The sequence below is a fragment of the Algivirga pacifica genome (genome assembly GCF_039543525.1).
Classification (GTDB): domain Bacteria; phylum Bacteroidota; class Bacteroidia; order Cytophagales; family Flammeovirgaceae; genus Algivirga; species Algivirga pacifica.
On the sequence record NZ_BAABJX010000048.1, the window covers coordinates 1 to 16,508 of the forward strand.

Here is a 16,508-nt window from a genome sequence, read left to right on the forward strand (position 1 = left end):
CTTGAGTACTCTCCTCAGGATAATTATGTTTTATCCAAAGATTAACTGAGCGAAAGCTCAGTTATATATCTATAACTATGAACAAATGCCATATCTGTACACAAGCAGTCTTTTCCAAGGAAATAGCAGTCCTTTCTTATGCTTTAAATACTTTCCAGAGAGAGTTACCTTCTGATAGCATTTACTGCCAGACTTGCTTAGAGAAAAAAATACAGTCTTTTACGACTGATTTAGACCGCAGTAAATTTCAATTTGCCAAAAGTATGGGAGAAGTTCGAAATCCAATCGAAGGCATCGATTATTACTTTAATGAGCAAGGGTTATTTACGATGACGGCCTGGTATCATTTAAGAAGAGGCAAGTGCTGCACCAACGACTGCTTGCATTGTCCTTACAAGGCTGTACTCACTACATGAGACAACTCCAGTTTCGTATCCCTCTATACACTATTTTCAAACAGACCGAATTTTACATACATGATTTACTATATCACCGGAGGAGAACGTTCCGGAAAGAGTCGCTATGCCCAAAAATTAGCAGAATCACTATCCCCTTCTCCCTATTATCTGGCGACTGCCAGAATATGGGACGAGGATTTTCAACAGCGAGTAGATCGACATCAGGCAGATCGAGATGAACGTTGGACCTCTATAGAAGAAGATAAATTTATCAGCCAACTGGACCTGAACGGAAAAACAGTCGTCATTGATTGTGTTACGCTTTGGCTTACCAATTGGTTTATGGATTTAAATCAAAATATAGAACACTGTTTAAAAGCCTCCAAGCAAGAATTACAGATCCTTTTTGAACAAGACACAACCCTTATCATTATTTCCAATGAAATAGGAATGGGCATACACGCCTCCACTCATGTGGGTCGTAAGTTTACGGAATTACAGGGGTGGATTAACCAGTATATAGGAGAAAATGCTCAGCAAGCTACCTTAATGGTTTCGGGAATGCCATTGACTTTAAAAGCTATACAATAGGGTTTATCACGGTTAATTGTCTATGAGTAAAAAATCTAATAATCATCTCACTTAATAACATTATGAAACAAGCATTATTTAATTGGAGTGGAGGTAAAGACAGTACGCTAGCCTTACATCATATTTTGAAGGAACAACAATATGATGTCAAAACGTTGATGACCAGTATTAATACGGCATATGATCGTATTTCTATGCATGGTGTTCGTAAAGAATTACTCCATGAACAAGCTAGCGCCATAGGGCTTCCAATCCGGGAGTTGTTACTCCCCGAAAGCCCCTCTATGGAGGATTATAATCGAATCATGGAAAGCATGATGCAGGAAATCAAAGCAGAAGGGATTACGCACAGTATTTTTGGTGATATCTTTCTGGAAGACCTGAAGCAATACCGAGAGGAACGTCTTCAGGAAGTCGGATTAAAAGGCGTTTTCCCCCTATGGAAAAGAGATACCAAAGAATTAATCCGAGAGTTTATTGACTTAGGATACAAAACCGTAATTGTTTGCTGCGATGCACAGTTACTAGGACGAAACTTCGCAGGCAGGGTCATCGATGAGCAACTATTATCAGAGCTTCCTGATCAGGTGGATCCATGTGGAGAAAATGGTGAGTTTCATACATTCGTCTTTGACGGTCCTATTTTCAAGCAGCCTGTTTCTTTTAAAGTCGGAGAAACCATTCTAAGAGAATACGACACTCCGAACAGTCCAGATCAAAAGTCAGGCTTCTATTTTTGTGATTTAATTCCGGTTTAATTCTATTTCATTTGATGATGAACACTTTTTACATCCCCCCTATTTCCAGTGCACTGGATCAAGTGATTCAGGAGAAAATCAATCTGAAAACAAAGCCGGTCAGCTCTTTAGGAAAGCTAGAAGAAGTAGGTGCTACAATCTGTCGTATACAGCAAAGCTTAACCCCTGTATTGAAAGCTCCTCATATTCTTGTTTTCGCTGCTGATCACGGTATTGCTGCCCAAGGAGCAGTAAATCCTTTTCCTCAGGAAGTTACCTATCAGATGGTCTATAACTTTCTTTCGGGAGGAGCTGCTATTAATGTATTTGGAAGACAACATGATATTTCGATCAGGGTAGTTGACGCAGGCGTTAATCATGACTTCGAGGAAGTTCCTGGATTGATCAATACAAAAATTGATTATGGGACCAAAGACTATCGCTTTGAAAAAGCAATGAGTACCCCCCAATGTCTTCAAGCTTTAACAGAAGGAGCTACTCTTATTGAAGATATAATCTCAACAGGTTGTAACGTCATTGGATTTGGAGAGATGGGAATAGGAAACACCTCTTCTGCCTCTCTTTTGATGAGTACTTTATGTGATATACCTATAGAGGAATGTACAGGAAAAGGTACAGGAGCTGTAGGAGCCGTATTGCAAAAGAAAATATACGCACTCAAAGAGGCGCAAAGCTTTCATGGGAATATAAACAGAGAAGATACCCTGGAGGTACTGTCCACTTTTGGTGGGTTTGAGATTGCCCAAATGTGTGGCGCTATGCTGGCCGCCGCAGAAAAAGGTATGTTGCTGCTGATCGATGGATTTATTTCAACTGCTGCGCTATTGGTGGCTTACTCCATCAATCCTAGTACTCTTTCCTATTGTATATTTTCTCATTGTTCAGAAGAACAAGGGCATAAAATGCTATTGAAATATCTCAATGCAACTCCCCTTTTGAATTTACAAATGTGTTTGGGAGAAGGATCCGGTATTGCGGTTGCTTACCCTTTACTGCAATCCGCTTGTGCATTCATTAATGAAATGGCTTCTTTTCAGGAGGCAAAAGTCAGTAATCAAGAATAATGAATACGACTATTATGCATAGAGAAATCAAGATATTTTTTACAGCCATCATGTTCTACACCAGGATACCCTGTCCTTCCTGGGTAGGACATGATGCTCAGTATATGCAAGAAAGCGCCCGCTACTTTACGGCTATAGGCTGGATTGTAGGTGCTTTATCAGCTATCGTATTCTGGATAGGAGAACGCTTACTTTCGGTAGAGTTAGCCATTCTATTATCCATGGGGTGTAGTATACGCTTGACGGGAGCATTTCATGAGGATGGTTTTGCGGATGTATGTGACGGTTTTGGAGGGGGATGGAGTAAAGAACGTATCCTGGAGATTATGAAAGACTCTCGGCTAGGTACTTTCGGTGTAGTAGGCTTAATCCTTTTGCTGGGTGTAAAGTTTTTTGCATTAAATGCATTAGCCGTGGAGCAAGCTACATTATTTGTATTGGGTGGACACATCCTAAGCCGTATGACTGCTGCCCGTATGCTCAGAAGAGGGGCTTATGTTCAGAATAACAACCTATCAAAAGCAGGAAGTGCCGCCAATCGCCTGTCGCTCCCTTCTCTTCTGGTGAATAGTACGCTAGGACTACTCTATTTCACCTTATTACCCTCTTATCTCTTCATGTGGGCATTACTTCCAATGCTGCTTACGGAATGGTGGGCCTTTCGCTTTTTCAAGAAATGGATTGGAGGATACAATGGTGATTGTGCCGGTACAGTACAACAGTTAAGTGAAATTGTGTTTTATTTATCCTCAATAGTCCTATGGAAGTTTATTTAATCAGACATACCACACCTGATGTTCCTAAAGGGATTTGCTATGGACAGACAGACCTCAATGTACATTCCTCCTTTCTGGCAGAGGTCAATAAAATTAGAAAGCAATTTCCTTATTTATCCACTACGGTGGATAAGGTATTTAGTAGTCCATTACAGCGATGTACCTTACTGGCTAAGGAATTGTTTCCTATAAATATCCCTTTAGAGGTAGATGATCGTCTGAAGGAGTTGAATTTTGGAGAATGGGAAATGAAAGCCTGGGATGAGATCCCCTTAAAGGTGTTGCAGCCTTGGATGGATGACTTTGTACACACTCCTACCCTTGGAGGAGAATCTTATTTAATGCTCTATCAACGATTGCTTCAGTTTATTGAGGATCTCAAAAGCACAGATCTACAAAAAGTAGTGATCGTGACGCATTCAGGTGTGATCAGAGCGTTCAAATCTTATTACGACAATACCTCCTTGGAAAACTCTTTTGAGTATCAGATTCCCTATGGATCAGTTTGTCAGCTTATTGATTTTTGAAAAAGTATTTTGTGTAGTTCTCTACTGTAACAGTCTTGTACGGCCGCGCCAGTGGCGCGGCCGTACAAGAGGCGAATTTATATGGTATCCTCCACGTTTTTAAATAATGTTATGAGAAGCGGCCTTCTCCCCTTATCTTTGTGTGCTTTTACAGCACGATAGGATAATAAATAGACTTCAATACTATGAAAAAGCTTTTTATACTAATTACACTAATGTTCTCGAGTCAATTACTCTTGGCACAACATCGATCGACACCATCGCCTTCCATTTTATTTTCGGCAGGGTATGCTTACTCCAATATGGCCAATGGTGGTGGAGGTTTACAGCTAGGCGTAGGTACTCAGTTGAGCATCAGCAATCGCTTGCGCTTTGAGCCGGAAATTACGGTGGGAATGTACTCCAATTGGGCCGAGGATGTACCTAAAGCACATTATAATATTACCAGTGTAAACCTTAACTTGCACGGAGATGTCGTGGATATTACACCTAACTTTTCCTTTTTTATGGGAACAGGCTTGCAAGGTAATTATTTCTCAGGACTGAGAAGTGGTTGGTTACCAAGAGATGAATTTGTGTCAGAGTTCTTCTATGGGACTGCCGTTGCCGTTAATGGGTTTTTGGGCTTTAGAGCCTATAACCCTAGTCGAAAAACCAACTTTGAGTTAAAGCTATTCAACTTCAGTTTAGACCCCTTCGCTCCTAACGATTACTTTGTATTTTCTCCCGCACAATTGAGAATATTGGTACGTATTTAGGCGGTTTATCGGTTATTGTTTATCGCTTATCGTTTAAAAAAATATTGAAAAAAGTTTATCGGTTATTGCTTATCGTTTATGGTTAAAATAGTTTTCTTAACCGATAACCGATAACCGATAACCGATAACCGATAACCGATAACCGATAACCGATAACCGATAACCGATAACCGATAACCGATAACCGATAACCGCTTTACTCTTTAAACTCCTGTAAGATCACTCCCCCCTCTCCTTTTAACTGCACCTTATAGACTACCTGATCATTTTCTTTCCAAACTTGAAGTAAACCATAGTTATCGACATTAATCAACTTTCCTACTCTATAGGCATTGGGCTCAAAGGTATTGGTACCATAACTATGCGTTAAACTACTAGAGGTCACTTCCAGTATTGTATGTCTCTTCCATTCGATGCGTGATATTTCGGCAATATGCCTATCACCCGACAAAATAATAGGGTGAGCGACTTTGTACTTACGGATAAGGTTGAATAGTTTTTTTCTCTCGTTAGGAAAGTTGCTCCATTTTTCAAAACGATGTTCTGCGGGAATGACTTGTATCCCACTAGCAAATAGGGTGATTTCCGCCTTATTTTCTTTTAATTCTTTTTCCAGCCAACTCCATTGTTCCTTTCCCAAAATGCTTCCTTTTTCATTGGGGGTATACCCATCTTTGGTGCGAATAGCATCATCCCTGAAATAACGGGTATCCAGTAAAATTAGTCTTACTTTTATTCCTGACTTCTGATCTAACCAATGCACCGTATAGATGCCTTTTTGAGTTCTCCGATGATCATTAGCCGAAACCGCTAAAAAGTCCAGAAATTCTTTTTGGCTCTCTCGTTTATAAAGAAAGTGCTTCCCTCCATCATTGACCCCGTAGTCATGGTCATCCCATATCCCTGTAATAAAAGCAGTAGCCAATAGCTTTTCATAATCCGGATGTTGTTTTTGCCGCAAGTACAATCGTCTTAATCCTTCAGCATCTTGTCCTTCACCATAAATATTATCCCCTAACCATACCCATATATCTGGCACATCACTCAAGATATCATCCCATAGGTGCTGAGGTTTATCCTGATTATTACAAGAGCCAAAGGTGATCTTTAAGGTATCCTGAGCGGATGCATAAGCGGTAAAAAATAGCAGAAGCAGAAAAACTGTAAAGGAGGGTATTAGGCGCATAATGTTTTCGATTTAAAAGTAATCGGGTTGATTACAACGTTTTATGTCTTTAAGTTGTCATTAAAATAAACCAATTTATTCTAAACATATGAAATTAACACACCTTCTATTTTTCTTAATTGTTACGTTTTCTACCATGAGTGCATGTGATGACAAGCAAATTGATCCCAATAGCGACTATATCGTATTTGGTCATGCCTATGGCTATTGTATGGGGAATTGTTCTCTTTATTTTAAGGCAGAAAACAAAAGACTATATAAAGATAATTTAAAAGGGGCCTATGGATTTCCGGAGAGTGATTCCTTTGAATCTAAAGCCCTTGATCAGGAAGATTATCAATTGTATACCGAGCACATTCTTCCGGTGATTCCTTCAGAGCTTTTGGCACAACCTTCCCAGACGTTTGGCTGTCCGGATTGTGCTGATCAGGGAGGGTATATTCTTCAGTACAAAGCCAAGGGAGATACTTTAAAAAACTGGCATCTGGATACAAATCAAAGTGCACTTCCGGAGTATTTGTGGGAGCTGAGGGATAGTTTGGAGTCGGTGATGCTTACGTTAGCAGTAAAGTATAATCAATAAGGGATAGGAAGGGGACCGTAAGTCTCCTTCCTATCCTTCGGGATTACTTAATGGCAGCCTCCTCCCACTTATCCAATAGCGGAATCAACGCATCCATACTCAACACTTTTCTCAGATGGCTATTTTTTCTTTCAAGAATAACCTCTGTCCAGCCTTTCATGCCAATGGGTAGATACTCATTGCCATCAATCGTCAATTTTCGTTTAAGTATGGCATTGATCAATACTCGTTCGTATTTTGATTTCGCTACCTCACTGCCTTTAAATATATTTTTCCAGGTACAAAGCTTACCTACATCTTCATATGCTTCTGGTCTTTCATCCAGATCCAGCATGGAAGGTGAATCTCCCCTGAATACAGAGAGCATTAGACGGAATGTAAACGGATCAGCCAAACGGGCAATGGCCACATAGAATTTTTCTTTGATGGCCAGAGCAATGTCACGCAAAGATACTTTATGATCAAACTGCGTTACCTCCCAAAGCTTCTCATTAATATCACACTCAAACGGATTGACTTTGAAGCATGAGTTCTTTGCTAACCATCCTTGACGGGAAGTATGCTTGATAGGCTTAAAATTAGGGATATAAGGAATCTTCTTTTTATCGAGCATATCTAACTCATAGGAAGGCCATGTCATCACCTTTCGTACAATACTATTGATCAAGCTCATGGTCGCAATCATAAGCGCTGGACTAGGGGTAAAATCTGCGGTAATCTCGATACGGTTTCCTCTTGGACGAACCCCTATACCTGTCGATTTTCGATTTGCACCTAACAACATAACCGGTATAGGTAGAATGTAGGAAAGCAATAATGCCAGCTTTTCTACACTTCTAGTTTGTCCATTCAAATCCTCCGGCCTTTCGAATGAAATATTATAGTGCGTACTGAAACCTTCCAGTCGGGCTTTGTTCCCCGTTTTCATTTCCCAATGGTCAAGCTCTTTACGCAGAAAGCCAATACTTTCCCATAATGACCTGCCTGCCTTAACGGCACAACCTTTTTCAATCTCAATAATAGGCGTCACCACCTCAATTGCACCAGAGTCAAAGTATACTGCTCCTCCCGTAGGAATGTGATAAGAAGAACCTACCCTATGCATGGCTAAATGCTCGAGTAGTTTGGTAGGGTCTCCAAAAACCTTCTCCGGGGTCGTTGCTTTATCGTTCAGGTATAAGGTAAACTCCGCTTCCAAACCAATGGCGGGCATCATTGGATCAGCACTAACGCTCAGTAAACTGTCGAGCTTATCGATTTTTTGGGCATTTTTTTCTGCAATCATTTTTGTTTGCTTTTCGTTTATTTGGATTATTTATTTCTGGGTAATTATATACTTATCGGTGATCGTTTATTGGTTACCGCTTATCGCTTATAAATAGTAAGCGACAGTCTTAACCTTAAACACTATATAAGGAGAAAGAGTCAATAACTATTTTTCACAAACGTCTATTCCTTCCTCCTTTATCCTTCCTCCTTTTCCTCTATCAGTCCACTAGCTTAATCCTTTCAGGAGACATTACCGTAAGACCTAAGTCCATATGCAATTGATCGTAACTTGTACCGGGTTCAGTACCGTACTCTCTTACCCATGCACCCGGAATATGTTCCCTGATGATTGCCCTATACTTTTCAATCGATTCCTGATCGTTGAGATATTCACTTCCTATTTTGTAGATATTCGCAGCAGTACCCCAGCTGTGAACGGATAAATGGTCTTTATTAAAAGCATGAGCTGGAGAACGATATCCTCCGTTGGAAGCAATACGTACAATCCTGCCTACTTTTTTACGGAACAGCTCCAACACGGAAGCCGTTAGTGTCACCGCAATGGGAATATATTTTGGGTATGTTTGTAGCAGTTCAGCTTCCCGAAAATCAGTCACCAAAAACTCTGCTAAATGAAAGTTCTTACTGAGCATGGTTGCTCTAGCCTCTTCATAGGAGTTTACCTCAAAAAAAAAGCGGGGTAAGCGATAGGTAAAACCTGAGGATAAGGTTACCGATTCATCGGGCTTTAATACTTCTCTATACGCTTCTGATAAAGATAATCCGTCTACCGTTTTAACAGGAATGTTGTTGGTACAATATATCATTATGCCATTTTTGTTTTTATGAAATTATCGTAGACCAATTTTGATAGCCTTTGAATCGCCTGATTGCTATTCGATTCTCCTGGTATACGTTGTGTAAGGATAGCCAATGCATAGGGTTTTCTTCCTGGCAAGTAAACCAAACCAGCATCATGGGCTACCGTTGATATTTCCCCCGTCTTGTGCGCAAACTTGGAGAGTTTCCTTATTTCAGGAGGGATACCCTTAGGGATGCCACTATTGAAACGCTGCTCTTCCAAAATGCGAATCATCGTATCGGAAAGTCTTTTAGAAAATCCTTCCGATTCTTCGATCACACGAAATAACCTCACCAATGCATTGGCCGTAATACGATTATTGATCCCATGCTCCCACGCCAGTTCATCTTCTACGCCTCGTAATAACTCTATCCCCTGAATGTTCAGTTGCTTCAGCTTTTCCTGTATATGCTCTACGCCTACAAGGTCGATAAGGAGATTAGTAGCAAGGTTACTGCTTGTGATGATCATATGGTAAGCCAGTTCAGAAACATCCATGTTTTTCCCTAATGAGGCATATAGGGTTGCACAGGCATCACGCCTGGTAGCTGTTTTGAAAAGGGTATTGTCCACCAGAGAAAAAAAACGATTGCGTACATGCACTTTCGAGTCCATTTCCAGGTGGCCATCTTCTATCAGTCCAAATATTCCAGCCAAAACGCCTACTTTCATCGTACTTGCCGCATGAAAGAGCTCTTCTCCCTTATAAGTCCACGATGTCCCCGTCTCATAATCAAAGAATGCTACGGCAACTCTTTCTATTTTGGTATCGTGGATTATTTTCGATATTTGATTGTATAAATAGATAGCGACCTCCTTTTGTTAGTGTTTCGTGTAAACAGAAGGTTAGTGACTCACTATTAGCCTTCTATGTTGTATATAAGGAAGATATTGGAAGGGGGGGCTTGTACCCAAAATAAGGGAAGTATTTCCAGATAGAAGGTAGATTTACTTGGTCTATAAGGGAAATTTATTGAGGGCTAAAATAAAGATCACACAAAAGAATTTTCAGATGGACAATGACAATACAATTATTCCGTACAAAGGAGTTAACACTTTGGCGCTCAAAGAAAGTAGACATTATTACTTTAAATCTTTTAAGAACTATACTATTGAAGAGTTTTACAAAACTCCTATCTCAAAAAAGACTACTTTAAATATCCTTGAAATAGGAGTATTCATCTACTTTGATGAAAATGATTTAGCTGAAGCTATAGAGTTTAATAATACTCTTAATTTAACATTCAATGAGCTGGAATTATTTAAACTCGAATATTCTCTATTACTTAATGAATTCCGAGAGTTAGACAACCATCTAAAAAATGATGAATACGGTTTTACCTCCATAAAATTTGGTATTGGAGCCTATATTTCAGATCCTAACAAGTCCTTCGTAGATAGTATTATTATTTTCAGTAAAGATTATTATAACTAATAATATTTAGGTACAGTATACCCAAATAGATAACAGGAAGGCTAACTGTAAGCAGTTAGCCTTATTTTTTTACAAATAACCCTGTTTTATGGATTGGGCGTTGTGGTATTATTATATCGATAGTGGGTAAACTGGCGACTATTCTTACGTAGTCCGTGGGTTAGAAACCCACGGCTAATAGATGTCACCCCTATCGGGGTTACGTACTACCTAAACCCCGATAGGGGTGACATCACATAGGGGCGGGTTTCAATCCGTCACTATACGAAGCATAACGATTTTTTCAATCCATCAATCCATCACCAATCTCCCACTCAAACCACCCGAGCGTGGACGCTACGACCAGTGTTGTCTGAGAGACCAGTAATATCATTACTCAACAGAACGAAGTTCTACTCAACGGGCGCAGCCCACTCAACCAGCCGCGTAAGCGGCCTCAACTACGGTAATTCCTCTCCCCTAGCTGCGACAAACAGACTATACCACTGTGCTCTGCTCAGAGAAACATTGACTGCTTCTGCACTCGCCTTGATACGTTGTGGGTTCGTTGTTCCAATAACCGGTTGGATTTTGGCAGGGTGTTGCATCAACCAAGCCAATACAATCGCTTCTTGGCTTACACCCAGCTCCTCTGCATACTGAGCGACCAAGGCAGCTGTTTTCTGAATATGCTCTGGTTCACCACTCACGTCTCTTCCTGAGAAGATGCCTTGCGCCAAGCTGCCCCATGACTGTATTTGGATACCATTTAAGGCACAATAAGGAAGTGTTCCGGCAGCAAAGTTTACAGCCCCATGTCCTCCAGCGCCAGTGGTCACGCCCTCTTCCAGCCAAGCCAAATGCTTTAAGCTTACCTCAATCTGGTTAGCAACTAAAGGCATATCCAAAGCAGACTGTAGGTAAGCCATTTGTGCGCCATTCATATTGGACACCCCAAACTGACGAACCTTACCGGCAGCTTTTAAGGCGTCAAATGCTTCCGCCACTTCATCGACCTCCATCAATGGATCCGGACGGTGCAATAGCAATACTTCCAAATAGTCTGTTTGCAAACGCTTTAGGATATTCTCGACAGAAGTTGTGATCCATTCTTTGGAGAAGTCATAACGCTTCGGTCCTTTTTCATCCTCAAATCGGATTCCACACTTGGACTGCAGAGCAATCTGCCCTCTTAGGTCTGGACGCTCTTTCAATACTTTTCCAAATGCTTCTTCGGCCTTTCCGAAGGTATAGATGTCAGCATGGTCGAAGAAGGTAATCCCTGCTTCCAAAGCAGCGTCAACCACTTCGTGCGCCAATCGAACATCAGCATCGGTCACGGGTTGGTCGTTCCATCCGCCTCCTAAGCCCATACAGCCATAAGCGATAGGACTACTCTTTACGATATACTGCTTTAAAGGATGTTTAGTCATGATTATTTGGTTTATATGTATATATATATATATATGCCGCACCAGGGGTGCGGTACTACTTATTTTTCTTCTCGACGGCCATCACCATATTCGGCGAATCGACCTGCTTCTTTTGGGTGAACATGATCGGCACTACTCCAGGGCCATCCACCAAACTGTGTACGCTGATAATCCATCATGGCCTGATGAATCTCTTCTTGTGAGTTCATTACAAACGGGCCATATTGTACGACAGGCTCATTAATCGGACGTCCTTGCAAAAATAAGAATTCTGAAGGCTTTTCCCCATTCTTCAACGTTACGTTTTCTTCTGGATTCAGGGCGATGATTTGCTGTACGTTAATATCTTGCTGCTCAATAGCCAATGTATCTCCTTGGTAGTAATATACTCCTCGATTGATTCCTTCCTGAGCGGCAGGAATCTCCATTTCGGCATAAGGCTCCATCTTTACGGTCCAAATTTGCACTTCATTGTTGGAATCAGCAGCCCATGAATCAGGGTTAGGTGCGAGCGCTTTTTTTCCTTGATACTCTCCAGCAACAATATTGATAGTAGTTTTGGCGCCTTCTGTAGTTTCCAAAATTACCTCTGGAATCTCTTCTTTCCATAACATCTTATAGTGAGGAGCTACCATCTTACTTTTTCGTGGTAAGTTCAGCCATATCTGGAAAAGCTCAAATTGATTTTCTTCTTTATTCAATAAAGGAAACATCTCGGCGTGTAATACCCCTTTTCCTGCCGTAAGCCATTGTACATCTCCATTCCCGAAGCGGCCACCTCCTCCAACAGAATCGGTATGATCAACCAGTCCTTTAGTTACAATCGTAACGGTTTCAAACCCTCTATGAGGATGTGCTGGGAAGCCTGGTACCGTGTGGCCATGGTACATACTCCATCCATCTTTTCCTGAAAAGTCTTGCCCAATGGCTCTTCCTGCTAAAGAAACATTGGGTCCCAAGTTCTCATTTCCTCCCGGATACTTATCCCCGTGATATGCACAGAAAATAAAGGGATTTTGTGTATCCCATGGCATTTGTAATGGCGATATGTTTAATATTTTGTTGCTCATTTTTGATAAGTGATTAAGGTGGTTTGATCTGATAGTTCAACTGCTAATTAGAGAGAAAGTTTTAGGAATATCACAGACTCTTGATAATGAGATGACTAGTGGTCTACACACTAAGTTTTCTGATAGAAATAAAGGGACTACTTCCAAATGGATAAAGGAGGAAGGAAGAAGGATAAAGGTATAGAAGTTTCTGGGTAATCATTATATCTTTATTTTATGAAATATAAGCAATGAAATCTTATGCTAAAGCGTAAGATACTCTAGAGAAAATATGAAAAAAGCCTGTTTGAACTAAAGTATCAAACAAGCTTCATCGAGATTTCTCTTTTAATTTATCTTTGATATCTGATTAAAGTAATCGGTGATCTCCGCTAACATATCTTTTAAGTGCGTGGAAGAATAGTGCTGTTCTATCTGTTGCTCCATCATCAACTTTGAACGAACATCCTTAACTTTTTTCAAAAAAAGAGCTCTTCGTTCTTCTTGTTCCCTTTCTTCTATCCTTTCTCTCAGCATTTCTGTCAAATTCTGAAACTCTTCGAATACTTGTTCTTTAAGCGAAATTTTGTTTTTAACAGTCATAGCAACCACCTCAATAATTTTAACACATAAATTAGGGCAGCAAAACAAGAAAAATTTAGGGCATAGCAGTTTTTGAAGGGCGCGAATATCTGCTATAAAACAGAATAATACAACTTTTATATCGGTTTATTACATTACCTAATATCAAACTCAAGTCAGGTTTTCGTAGCCAGCTAACGGAAAAGATGATAGCGTCAAGCCTTTAGCTATACGTTGCCAATTCCTTACTCAAATTTTTTCTTGCTTGTTCTTCTAGCTGCTCTCGCATGACTGCCGTTTTAAATATTATCTCCATTTCTAAAAAATGCTGCAATACTTTCTTCCTTCCTGGTTGATATAAGAAATCCGGATACATGGAATATTCTTTCCGTACATTCTTCGTATAGACTTCGTACTCAGGAAAAGGCATTCCTAAAATGGCAAGATCAAAATCCAATAAGAATTGGGTATCGGTGTCTTCTTCTGAAGTTGTATGGGTTTGAGTAGCTAAGATTTGCTTTTTACATTGCTCAATTTTCTCTGTTGGATACCCTATTTCTGTCAATCGTTTTGCTCCCAAAACAGCACTTTTCGCTTCGTTGTCTTTGCGGGTACTCTTATAGACGATATCATGGTAAAAGATCGTAAACAGCAAAGTGTCCGGATCAATAAGTTCTACCTGATACTTCTGAGCAAAATCACTCATCTTCTGAAGATGGTGAAGATTGTGATAATGTCTGCTCTTGTGGGTATAGGCCGCTTCAATTTCATTCCACAATGATTTGATCTGGCTTTCGGAGGCGGAGTATTTGCTTAGAAGCTCATGCCAAGTGGTTTGTAAGGTGTTCATATTTTATAGGTGTTTAGTTTAGTAGTTTACCTCAGGGTATACTGGTTGTAGATTAAGAGCAGTCTGCGTTATGAATTACCATTATGCTTACCATAAACCTTACCGTGAGGCAGGGGGCTACATCTCAACTTAAGCTAAGTACTAGTCCTAGCGTCCTCGCTAGGACTTTAAACATAATAGGAGCGTCTACGCTCACGCTTATAAAACCGGAGCGAGGACGCTACGACCAGTTTCTGCCTTTTTACTTTCGGCTTAAGTTGACAGCATTGGCCTATGGCATATACCTTCAGTAGTATGAAATCAATTCCTCAAATAAATAATACTATACGCTTCGTCCAATGTCGGCATTTCCAAACGCCTTCTCATCTGATAAAGCTTATCTGCAGGAATCTCATCTTTCCTTCTGCTCACAATACTATCCATGTCTGATTCGACATATACCATATGCAATTGCCCCCCATAGGTTAACGCAAGTTGCTTGATCTTGGCACGTTGCTCTTGTGTCAGGGAGGTTGCGTTCCATATAAAGGATTGTTTCTTTCGACAGTACTGTTTAGCCTCCTCCAACGCTTGCTGAATCACTTTTCCTTGCCCTTTCTTATCCTGATGGGGAATTCCTAATTTCTCACGAATAGTATCCAAGCTAACGATAGGTACATCCAACGTATTCGTATAAGTGTCTTTTCCGGATCCGGCAATGCCGCATAATAGGGTAATATTAAATGCCGTATCATCATAAATAGAAGATGGATAATCATCCTCTCCTTGAAAATACTTGAATCGACTGTGATCATTATAGAACTGCGGCTGCTGACGATAGCAATTCATTTCTTCGGCCAGTTCCTTAAAATACTCAATTCGATCCAGCATTTCTTGCTGTCGACTCCCTATTCTACCTATAACATCTGCCTTAGCCAATAAGTATAGCAGGTGAAGATCGATTCGAAGTGCATGCTTCAATATCAATTTATGCACCTGTTTCTTGTCAATGGCCCAAATTGGAAATCCATGTAAACGTACTAAAGCGGCAATTTCTTCCCGATATGCTATTGGAAAGTCCCATAGTAGCTCTCTCACGCGATGTTCTCCTATTTTAGCATGTTTTGGAGAAATAATTCTTCCTTCTTCTACTTTTGTATATTCAGGTTTGGAAATGTCATGCAATAGAGTGGCTATCGATAAAACTTTCTTTTGTGTTTCATTTAATTTTTGGTATTCATCAAAAGAAACTAATGCGCCCAACACCATTTTGGTATGTGTCCATACGTCTCCCTCCGCATGCCATTCCGGATCTTGTGGACAAGCTTTCATTTTTTGTACCCAGTCCAGATTTTCCAGATGAGCTAGTTCTTTTGGTTTGATTTCTTCAAAGGGAAGAGGGCTCGTGTTGTAAACGCGCCCTTTTCCAGTTTTTGGTCCAGTGTTCATCTGTGGTGACATGATTAGGTCTAACGTATTTTAAAACATTTCTCTTGAAATCATCGGTGTGGAATGCATTGGCATTTCTGAAAACAAAGCCTTCACATTCTCCTCCCAATTGACTGCCCTTTTGCATTTCTTCAGCAATCATATTTTCAATTTGATTCTCTAGGAATTTTCCTTGATAAATAACGGGAACGGTAGGGAGATCCATCAATTGAGCATAAAACATCACTTCTTCCCAAGAAAACCAAAGGTCTCCCTCCCTGATCGCAAAGACAAAAAAGTGAGATGGAAGGTGAGTGTATTCTATGCTATGTATACCATAGAGGTTTTCCCCGAAAATTTCCAGATCATCTAATTGATGATTGACTTGATCCCAAATAGCCCACATATTTTTTGCCCATGGATTGCGTGTAGGAGCTGCATGGGAACGAGCATATACGCCAGATTTTTTTAGGCAAGTATTCTCACCATCTAACTTTTCAGTCATTACCAATGGATATTGAAGAATACCGGTCCAGTCTTTTAAAATTTTATCGTCAGAGGTTGTACCCGGAGAAAAAGGGAAATGATAGGTACGGTTATATTTTTTCATGATACAGTCATAGTATGCTTATTAGCTGTGAATTATATAGTGTTTACGATTAACCCTGTCGCTGTTTACGGGATAATATACCGTTTACCGGTTATCGCTTATTGTTTATGAACGATAACCAATAAGCGATTAAACATCACTAGCTATAAAGCGTAATAAGATATAAACTAAAAGGTAGGCACAACGAACAAGCTATATAGATAAAGTGATTTTGAGCTTAATAATAAGTCCTCTTCCCTTCTATAGCGTTTAAAGAAATACTTGTTCGATATGTGAATTAGTTTTTACATGACTGTGGTATTTGATGCTCCTAATTTAAGGATAAATAGTTTTAATTAAAATTTAAGTTTATTATTTAGTTGCAAGTTTAGACTAAAAATACTCTATAACT

General features: G+C 40.1%; 19 protein-coding genes. 9 read left to right on the forward strand and 10 right to left on the reverse strand.

Going from position 1 to position 16,508, the window contains the following annotated elements:
- Window positions 1-77 precede the first annotated feature (77 nt).
- From ABD985_RS15595 to ABD985_RS15625, 7 genes are all read left to right on the forward strand, one after another.
- Window positions 78-416, forward strand: coding sequence for a C1orf53 family protein (locus tag ABD985_RS15595; RefSeq protein ID WP_345373310.1), 339 nt, complete (start codon window positions 78-80; stop codon window positions 414-416).
- 60 nt (window positions 417-476) lie between these two features.
- Window positions 477-989 carry a bifunctional adenosylcobinamide kinase/adenosylcobinamide-phosphate guanylyltransferase gene (locus ABD985_RS15600; protein WP_345373311.1) on the forward strand — a complete coding sequence of 171 codons (513 nt, stop codon included), beginning with the start codon at window positions 477-479 and terminating at the stop codon, window positions 987-989.
- Between the two features lie 62 nt (window positions 990-1,051).
- Window positions 1,052-1,747 carry a Dph6-related ATP pyrophosphatase gene (locus ABD985_RS15605; RefSeq protein WP_345373313.1) on the forward strand — a complete coding sequence of 232 codons (696 nt, stop codon included), beginning with the start codon at window positions 1,052-1,054 and terminating at the stop codon, window positions 1,745-1,747.
- A gap of 14 nt (window positions 1,748-1,761) precedes the next feature.
- Entirely contained in the window at window positions 1,762-2,811 is a 1,050-nt protein-coding gene (gene cobT, locus ABD985_RS15610; protein WP_345373314.1) for a nicotinate-nucleotide--dimethylbenzimidazole phosphoribosyltransferase, read from the forward strand.
- A complete protein-coding gene (locus ABD985_RS15615) occupies window positions 2,811-3,587 on the forward strand; it encodes an adenosylcobinamide-GDP ribazoletransferase (RefSeq protein ID WP_345373316.1) in 777 nt (258 codons plus the stop codon). Before cobT ends, ABD985_RS15615 begins: the two co-directional genes overlap by 1 nt.
- Complete coding sequence (cobC, locus tag ABD985_RS15620) at window positions 3,572-4,114, forward strand: alpha-ribazole phosphatase (RefSeq protein WP_345373318.1); 543 nt, start codon at window positions 3,572-3,574, stop codon at window positions 4,112-4,114. The genes ABD985_RS15615 and cobC overlap by 16 nt, the downstream gene beginning before the upstream one ends.
- 185 nt (window positions 4,115-4,299) lie before the next feature.
- Entirely contained in the window at window positions 4,300-4,872 is a 573-nt protein-coding gene (locus ABD985_RS15625; protein ID WP_345373320.1) for a hypothetical protein, read from the forward strand.
- A 196-nt stretch (window positions 4,873-5,068) separates the two neighbouring features.
- Here ABD985_RS15625 and ABD985_RS15630 read toward each other — a convergent pair whose 3' ends face one another.
- The gene (locus ABD985_RS15630) at window positions 5,069-6,058 is read right to left on the reverse strand and encodes an alkaline phosphatase D family protein (protein ID WP_345373321.1); all 990 of its coding nucleotides are present in this window, start codon (window positions 6,056-6,058) and stop codon (window positions 5,069-5,071) included.
- A gap of 88 nt (window positions 6,059-6,146) precedes the next feature.
- Between ABD985_RS15630 and ABD985_RS15635 the strand changes: the two genes are divergently transcribed.
- Window positions 6,147-6,641, forward strand: a complete 495-nt coding sequence (locus ABD985_RS15635; protein WP_345373323.1) for a hypothetical protein — start codon at window positions 6,147-6,149, stop codon at window positions 6,639-6,641.
- A gap of 43 nt (window positions 6,642-6,684) precedes the next feature.
- Here the strand turns inward: ABD985_RS15635 and ABD985_RS15640 are convergent, their stop codons facing one another.
- The 3 genes from ABD985_RS15640 to ABD985_RS15650 all read right to left on the reverse strand — a co-directional run bounded on the left by ABD985_RS15640 (window position 6,685) and on the right by ABD985_RS15650 (window position 9,579).
- Window positions 6,685-7,926 carry a hypothetical protein gene (locus ABD985_RS15640; RefSeq protein ID WP_345373325.1) on the reverse strand — a complete coding sequence of 414 codons (1,242 nt, stop codon included), beginning with the start codon at window positions 7,924-7,926 and terminating at the stop codon, window positions 6,685-6,687.
- A 202-nt stretch (window positions 7,927-8,128) separates the two neighbouring features.
- Window positions 8,129-8,737 carry a hypothetical protein gene (locus tag ABD985_RS15645; RefSeq protein ID WP_345373327.1) on the reverse strand — a complete coding sequence of 203 codons (609 nt, stop codon included), beginning with the start codon at window positions 8,735-8,737 and terminating at the stop codon, window positions 8,129-8,131.
- Window positions 8,737-9,579, reverse strand: coding sequence for a serine hydrolase (locus ABD985_RS15650; RefSeq protein ID WP_345373466.1), 843 nt, complete (start codon window positions 9,577-9,579; stop codon window positions 8,737-8,739). Before ABD985_RS15650 ends, ABD985_RS15645 begins: the two co-directional genes overlap by 1 nt.
- A gap of 205 nt (window positions 9,580-9,784) precedes the next feature.
- Here ABD985_RS15650 and ABD985_RS15655 point away from each other — a divergent pair, with 205 nt between their 5' ends.
- Window positions 9,785-10,207, forward strand: coding sequence for a hypothetical protein (locus ABD985_RS15655; protein ID WP_345373329.1), 423 nt, complete (start codon window positions 9,785-9,787; stop codon window positions 10,205-10,207).
- 440 nt (window positions 10,208-10,647) lie between these two features.
- On the opposite strand, the gene ABD985_RS15660 is transcribed toward ABD985_RS15655, so the two are convergent.
- From ABD985_RS15660 to ABD985_RS15685, 6 genes are all read right to left on the reverse strand, one after another.
- Window positions 10,648-11,619 (reverse strand): aldo/keto reductase, encoded by a 972-nt coding sequence (locus ABD985_RS15660; protein WP_345373331.1) that lies wholly within the window; start codon window positions 11,617-11,619, stop codon window positions 10,648-10,650.
- 59 nt (window positions 11,620-11,678) lie between these two features.
- A complete protein-coding gene (locus tag ABD985_RS15665; RefSeq protein WP_345373333.1) occupies window positions 11,679-12,689 on the reverse strand; it encodes a pirin family protein in 1,011 nt (336 codons plus the stop codon).
- 327 nt (window positions 12,690-13,016) lie between these two features.
- A complete protein-coding gene (locus ABD985_RS15670) occupies window positions 13,017-13,271 on the reverse strand; it encodes a hypothetical protein (protein WP_345373335.1) in 255 nt (84 codons plus the stop codon).
- A gap of 202 nt (window positions 13,272-13,473) precedes the next feature.
- Entirely contained in the window at window positions 13,474-14,100 is a 627-nt protein-coding gene (locus ABD985_RS15675; RefSeq protein ID WP_345373337.1) for an HD domain-containing protein, read from the reverse strand.
- Between the two features lie 300 nt (window positions 14,101-14,400).
- Window positions 14,401-15,528 (reverse strand): AAA family ATPase, encoded by a 1,128-nt coding sequence (locus ABD985_RS15680; protein WP_345373339.1) that lies wholly within the window; start codon window positions 15,526-15,528, stop codon window positions 14,401-14,403.
- Window positions 15,467-16,117 carry an RNA ligase family protein gene (locus ABD985_RS15685; protein ID WP_345373341.1) on the reverse strand — a complete coding sequence of 217 codons (651 nt, stop codon included), beginning with the start codon at window positions 16,115-16,117 and terminating at the stop codon, window positions 15,467-15,469. Before ABD985_RS15685 ends, ABD985_RS15680 begins: the two co-directional genes overlap by 62 nt.
- Window positions 16,118-16,508: the final 391 nt, after the last annotated feature.

Coding starts and splice junctions, on each gene's coding strand:
- ABD985_RS15595 (WP_345373310.1), top strand. CDS start 78: ATGAACAAATGCCATATCTGTACACAAGCAGTCTTTTCCAAGGAAATA.
- ABD985_RS15600 (WP_345373311.1), top strand. CDS start 477: ATGATTTACTATATCACCGGAGGAGAACGTTCCGGAAAGAGTCGCTAT.
- ABD985_RS15605 (WP_345373313.1), top strand. CDS start 1,052: ATGAAACAAGCATTATTTAATTGGAGTGGAGGTAAAGACAGTACGCTA.
- cobT (WP_345373314.1), top strand. CDS start 1,762: ATGATGAACACTTTTTACATCCCCCCTATTTCCAGTGCACTGGATCAA.
- ABD985_RS15615 (WP_345373316.1), top strand. CDS start 2,811: ATGAATACGACTATTATGCATAGAGAAATCAAGATATTTTTTACAGCC.
- cobC (WP_345373318.1), top strand. CDS start 3,572: ATGGAAGTTTATTTAATCAGACATACCACACCTGATGTTCCTAAAGGG.
- ABD985_RS15625 (WP_345373320.1), top strand. CDS start 4,300: ATGAAAAAGCTTTTTATACTAATTACACTAATGTTCTCGAGTCAATTA.
- ABD985_RS15630 (WP_345373321.1), bottom strand. CDS start 6,058: ATGCGCCTAATACCCTCCTTTACAGTTTTTCTGCTTCTGCTATTTTTT.
- ABD985_RS15635 (WP_345373323.1), top strand. CDS start 6,147: ATGAAATTAACACACCTTCTATTTTTCTTAATTGTTACGTTTTCTACC.
- ABD985_RS15640 (WP_345373325.1), bottom strand. CDS start 7,926: ATGATTGCAGAAAAAAATGCCCAAAAAATCGATAAGCTCGACAGTTTA.
- ABD985_RS15645 (WP_345373327.1), bottom strand. CDS start 8,737: ATGATATATTGTACCAACAACATTCCTGTTAAAACGGTAGACGGATTA.
- ABD985_RS15655 (WP_345373329.1), top strand. CDS start 9,785: ATGGACAATGACAATACAATTATTCCGTACAAAGGAGTTAACACTTTG.
- ABD985_RS15660 (WP_345373331.1), bottom strand. CDS start 11,619: ATGACTAAACATCCTTTAAAGCAGTATATCGTAAAGAGTAGTCCTATC.
- ABD985_RS15665 (WP_345373333.1), bottom strand. CDS start 12,689: ATGAGCAACAAAATATTAAACATATCGCCATTACAAATGCCATGGGAT.
- ABD985_RS15670 (WP_345373335.1), bottom strand. CDS start 13,271: ATGACTGTTAAAAACAAAATTTCGCTTAAAGAACAAGTATTCGAAGAG.
- ABD985_RS15675 (WP_345373337.1), bottom strand. CDS start 14,100: ATGAACACCTTACAAACCACTTGGCATGAGCTTCTAAGCAAATACTCC.
- ABD985_RS15680 (WP_345373339.1), bottom strand. CDS start 15,528: ATGAACACTGGACCAAAAACTGGAAAAGGGCGCGTTTACAACACGAGC.
- ABD985_RS15685 (WP_345373341.1), bottom strand. CDS start 16,117: ATGAAAAAATATAACCGTACCTATCATTTCCCTTTTTCTCCGGGTACA.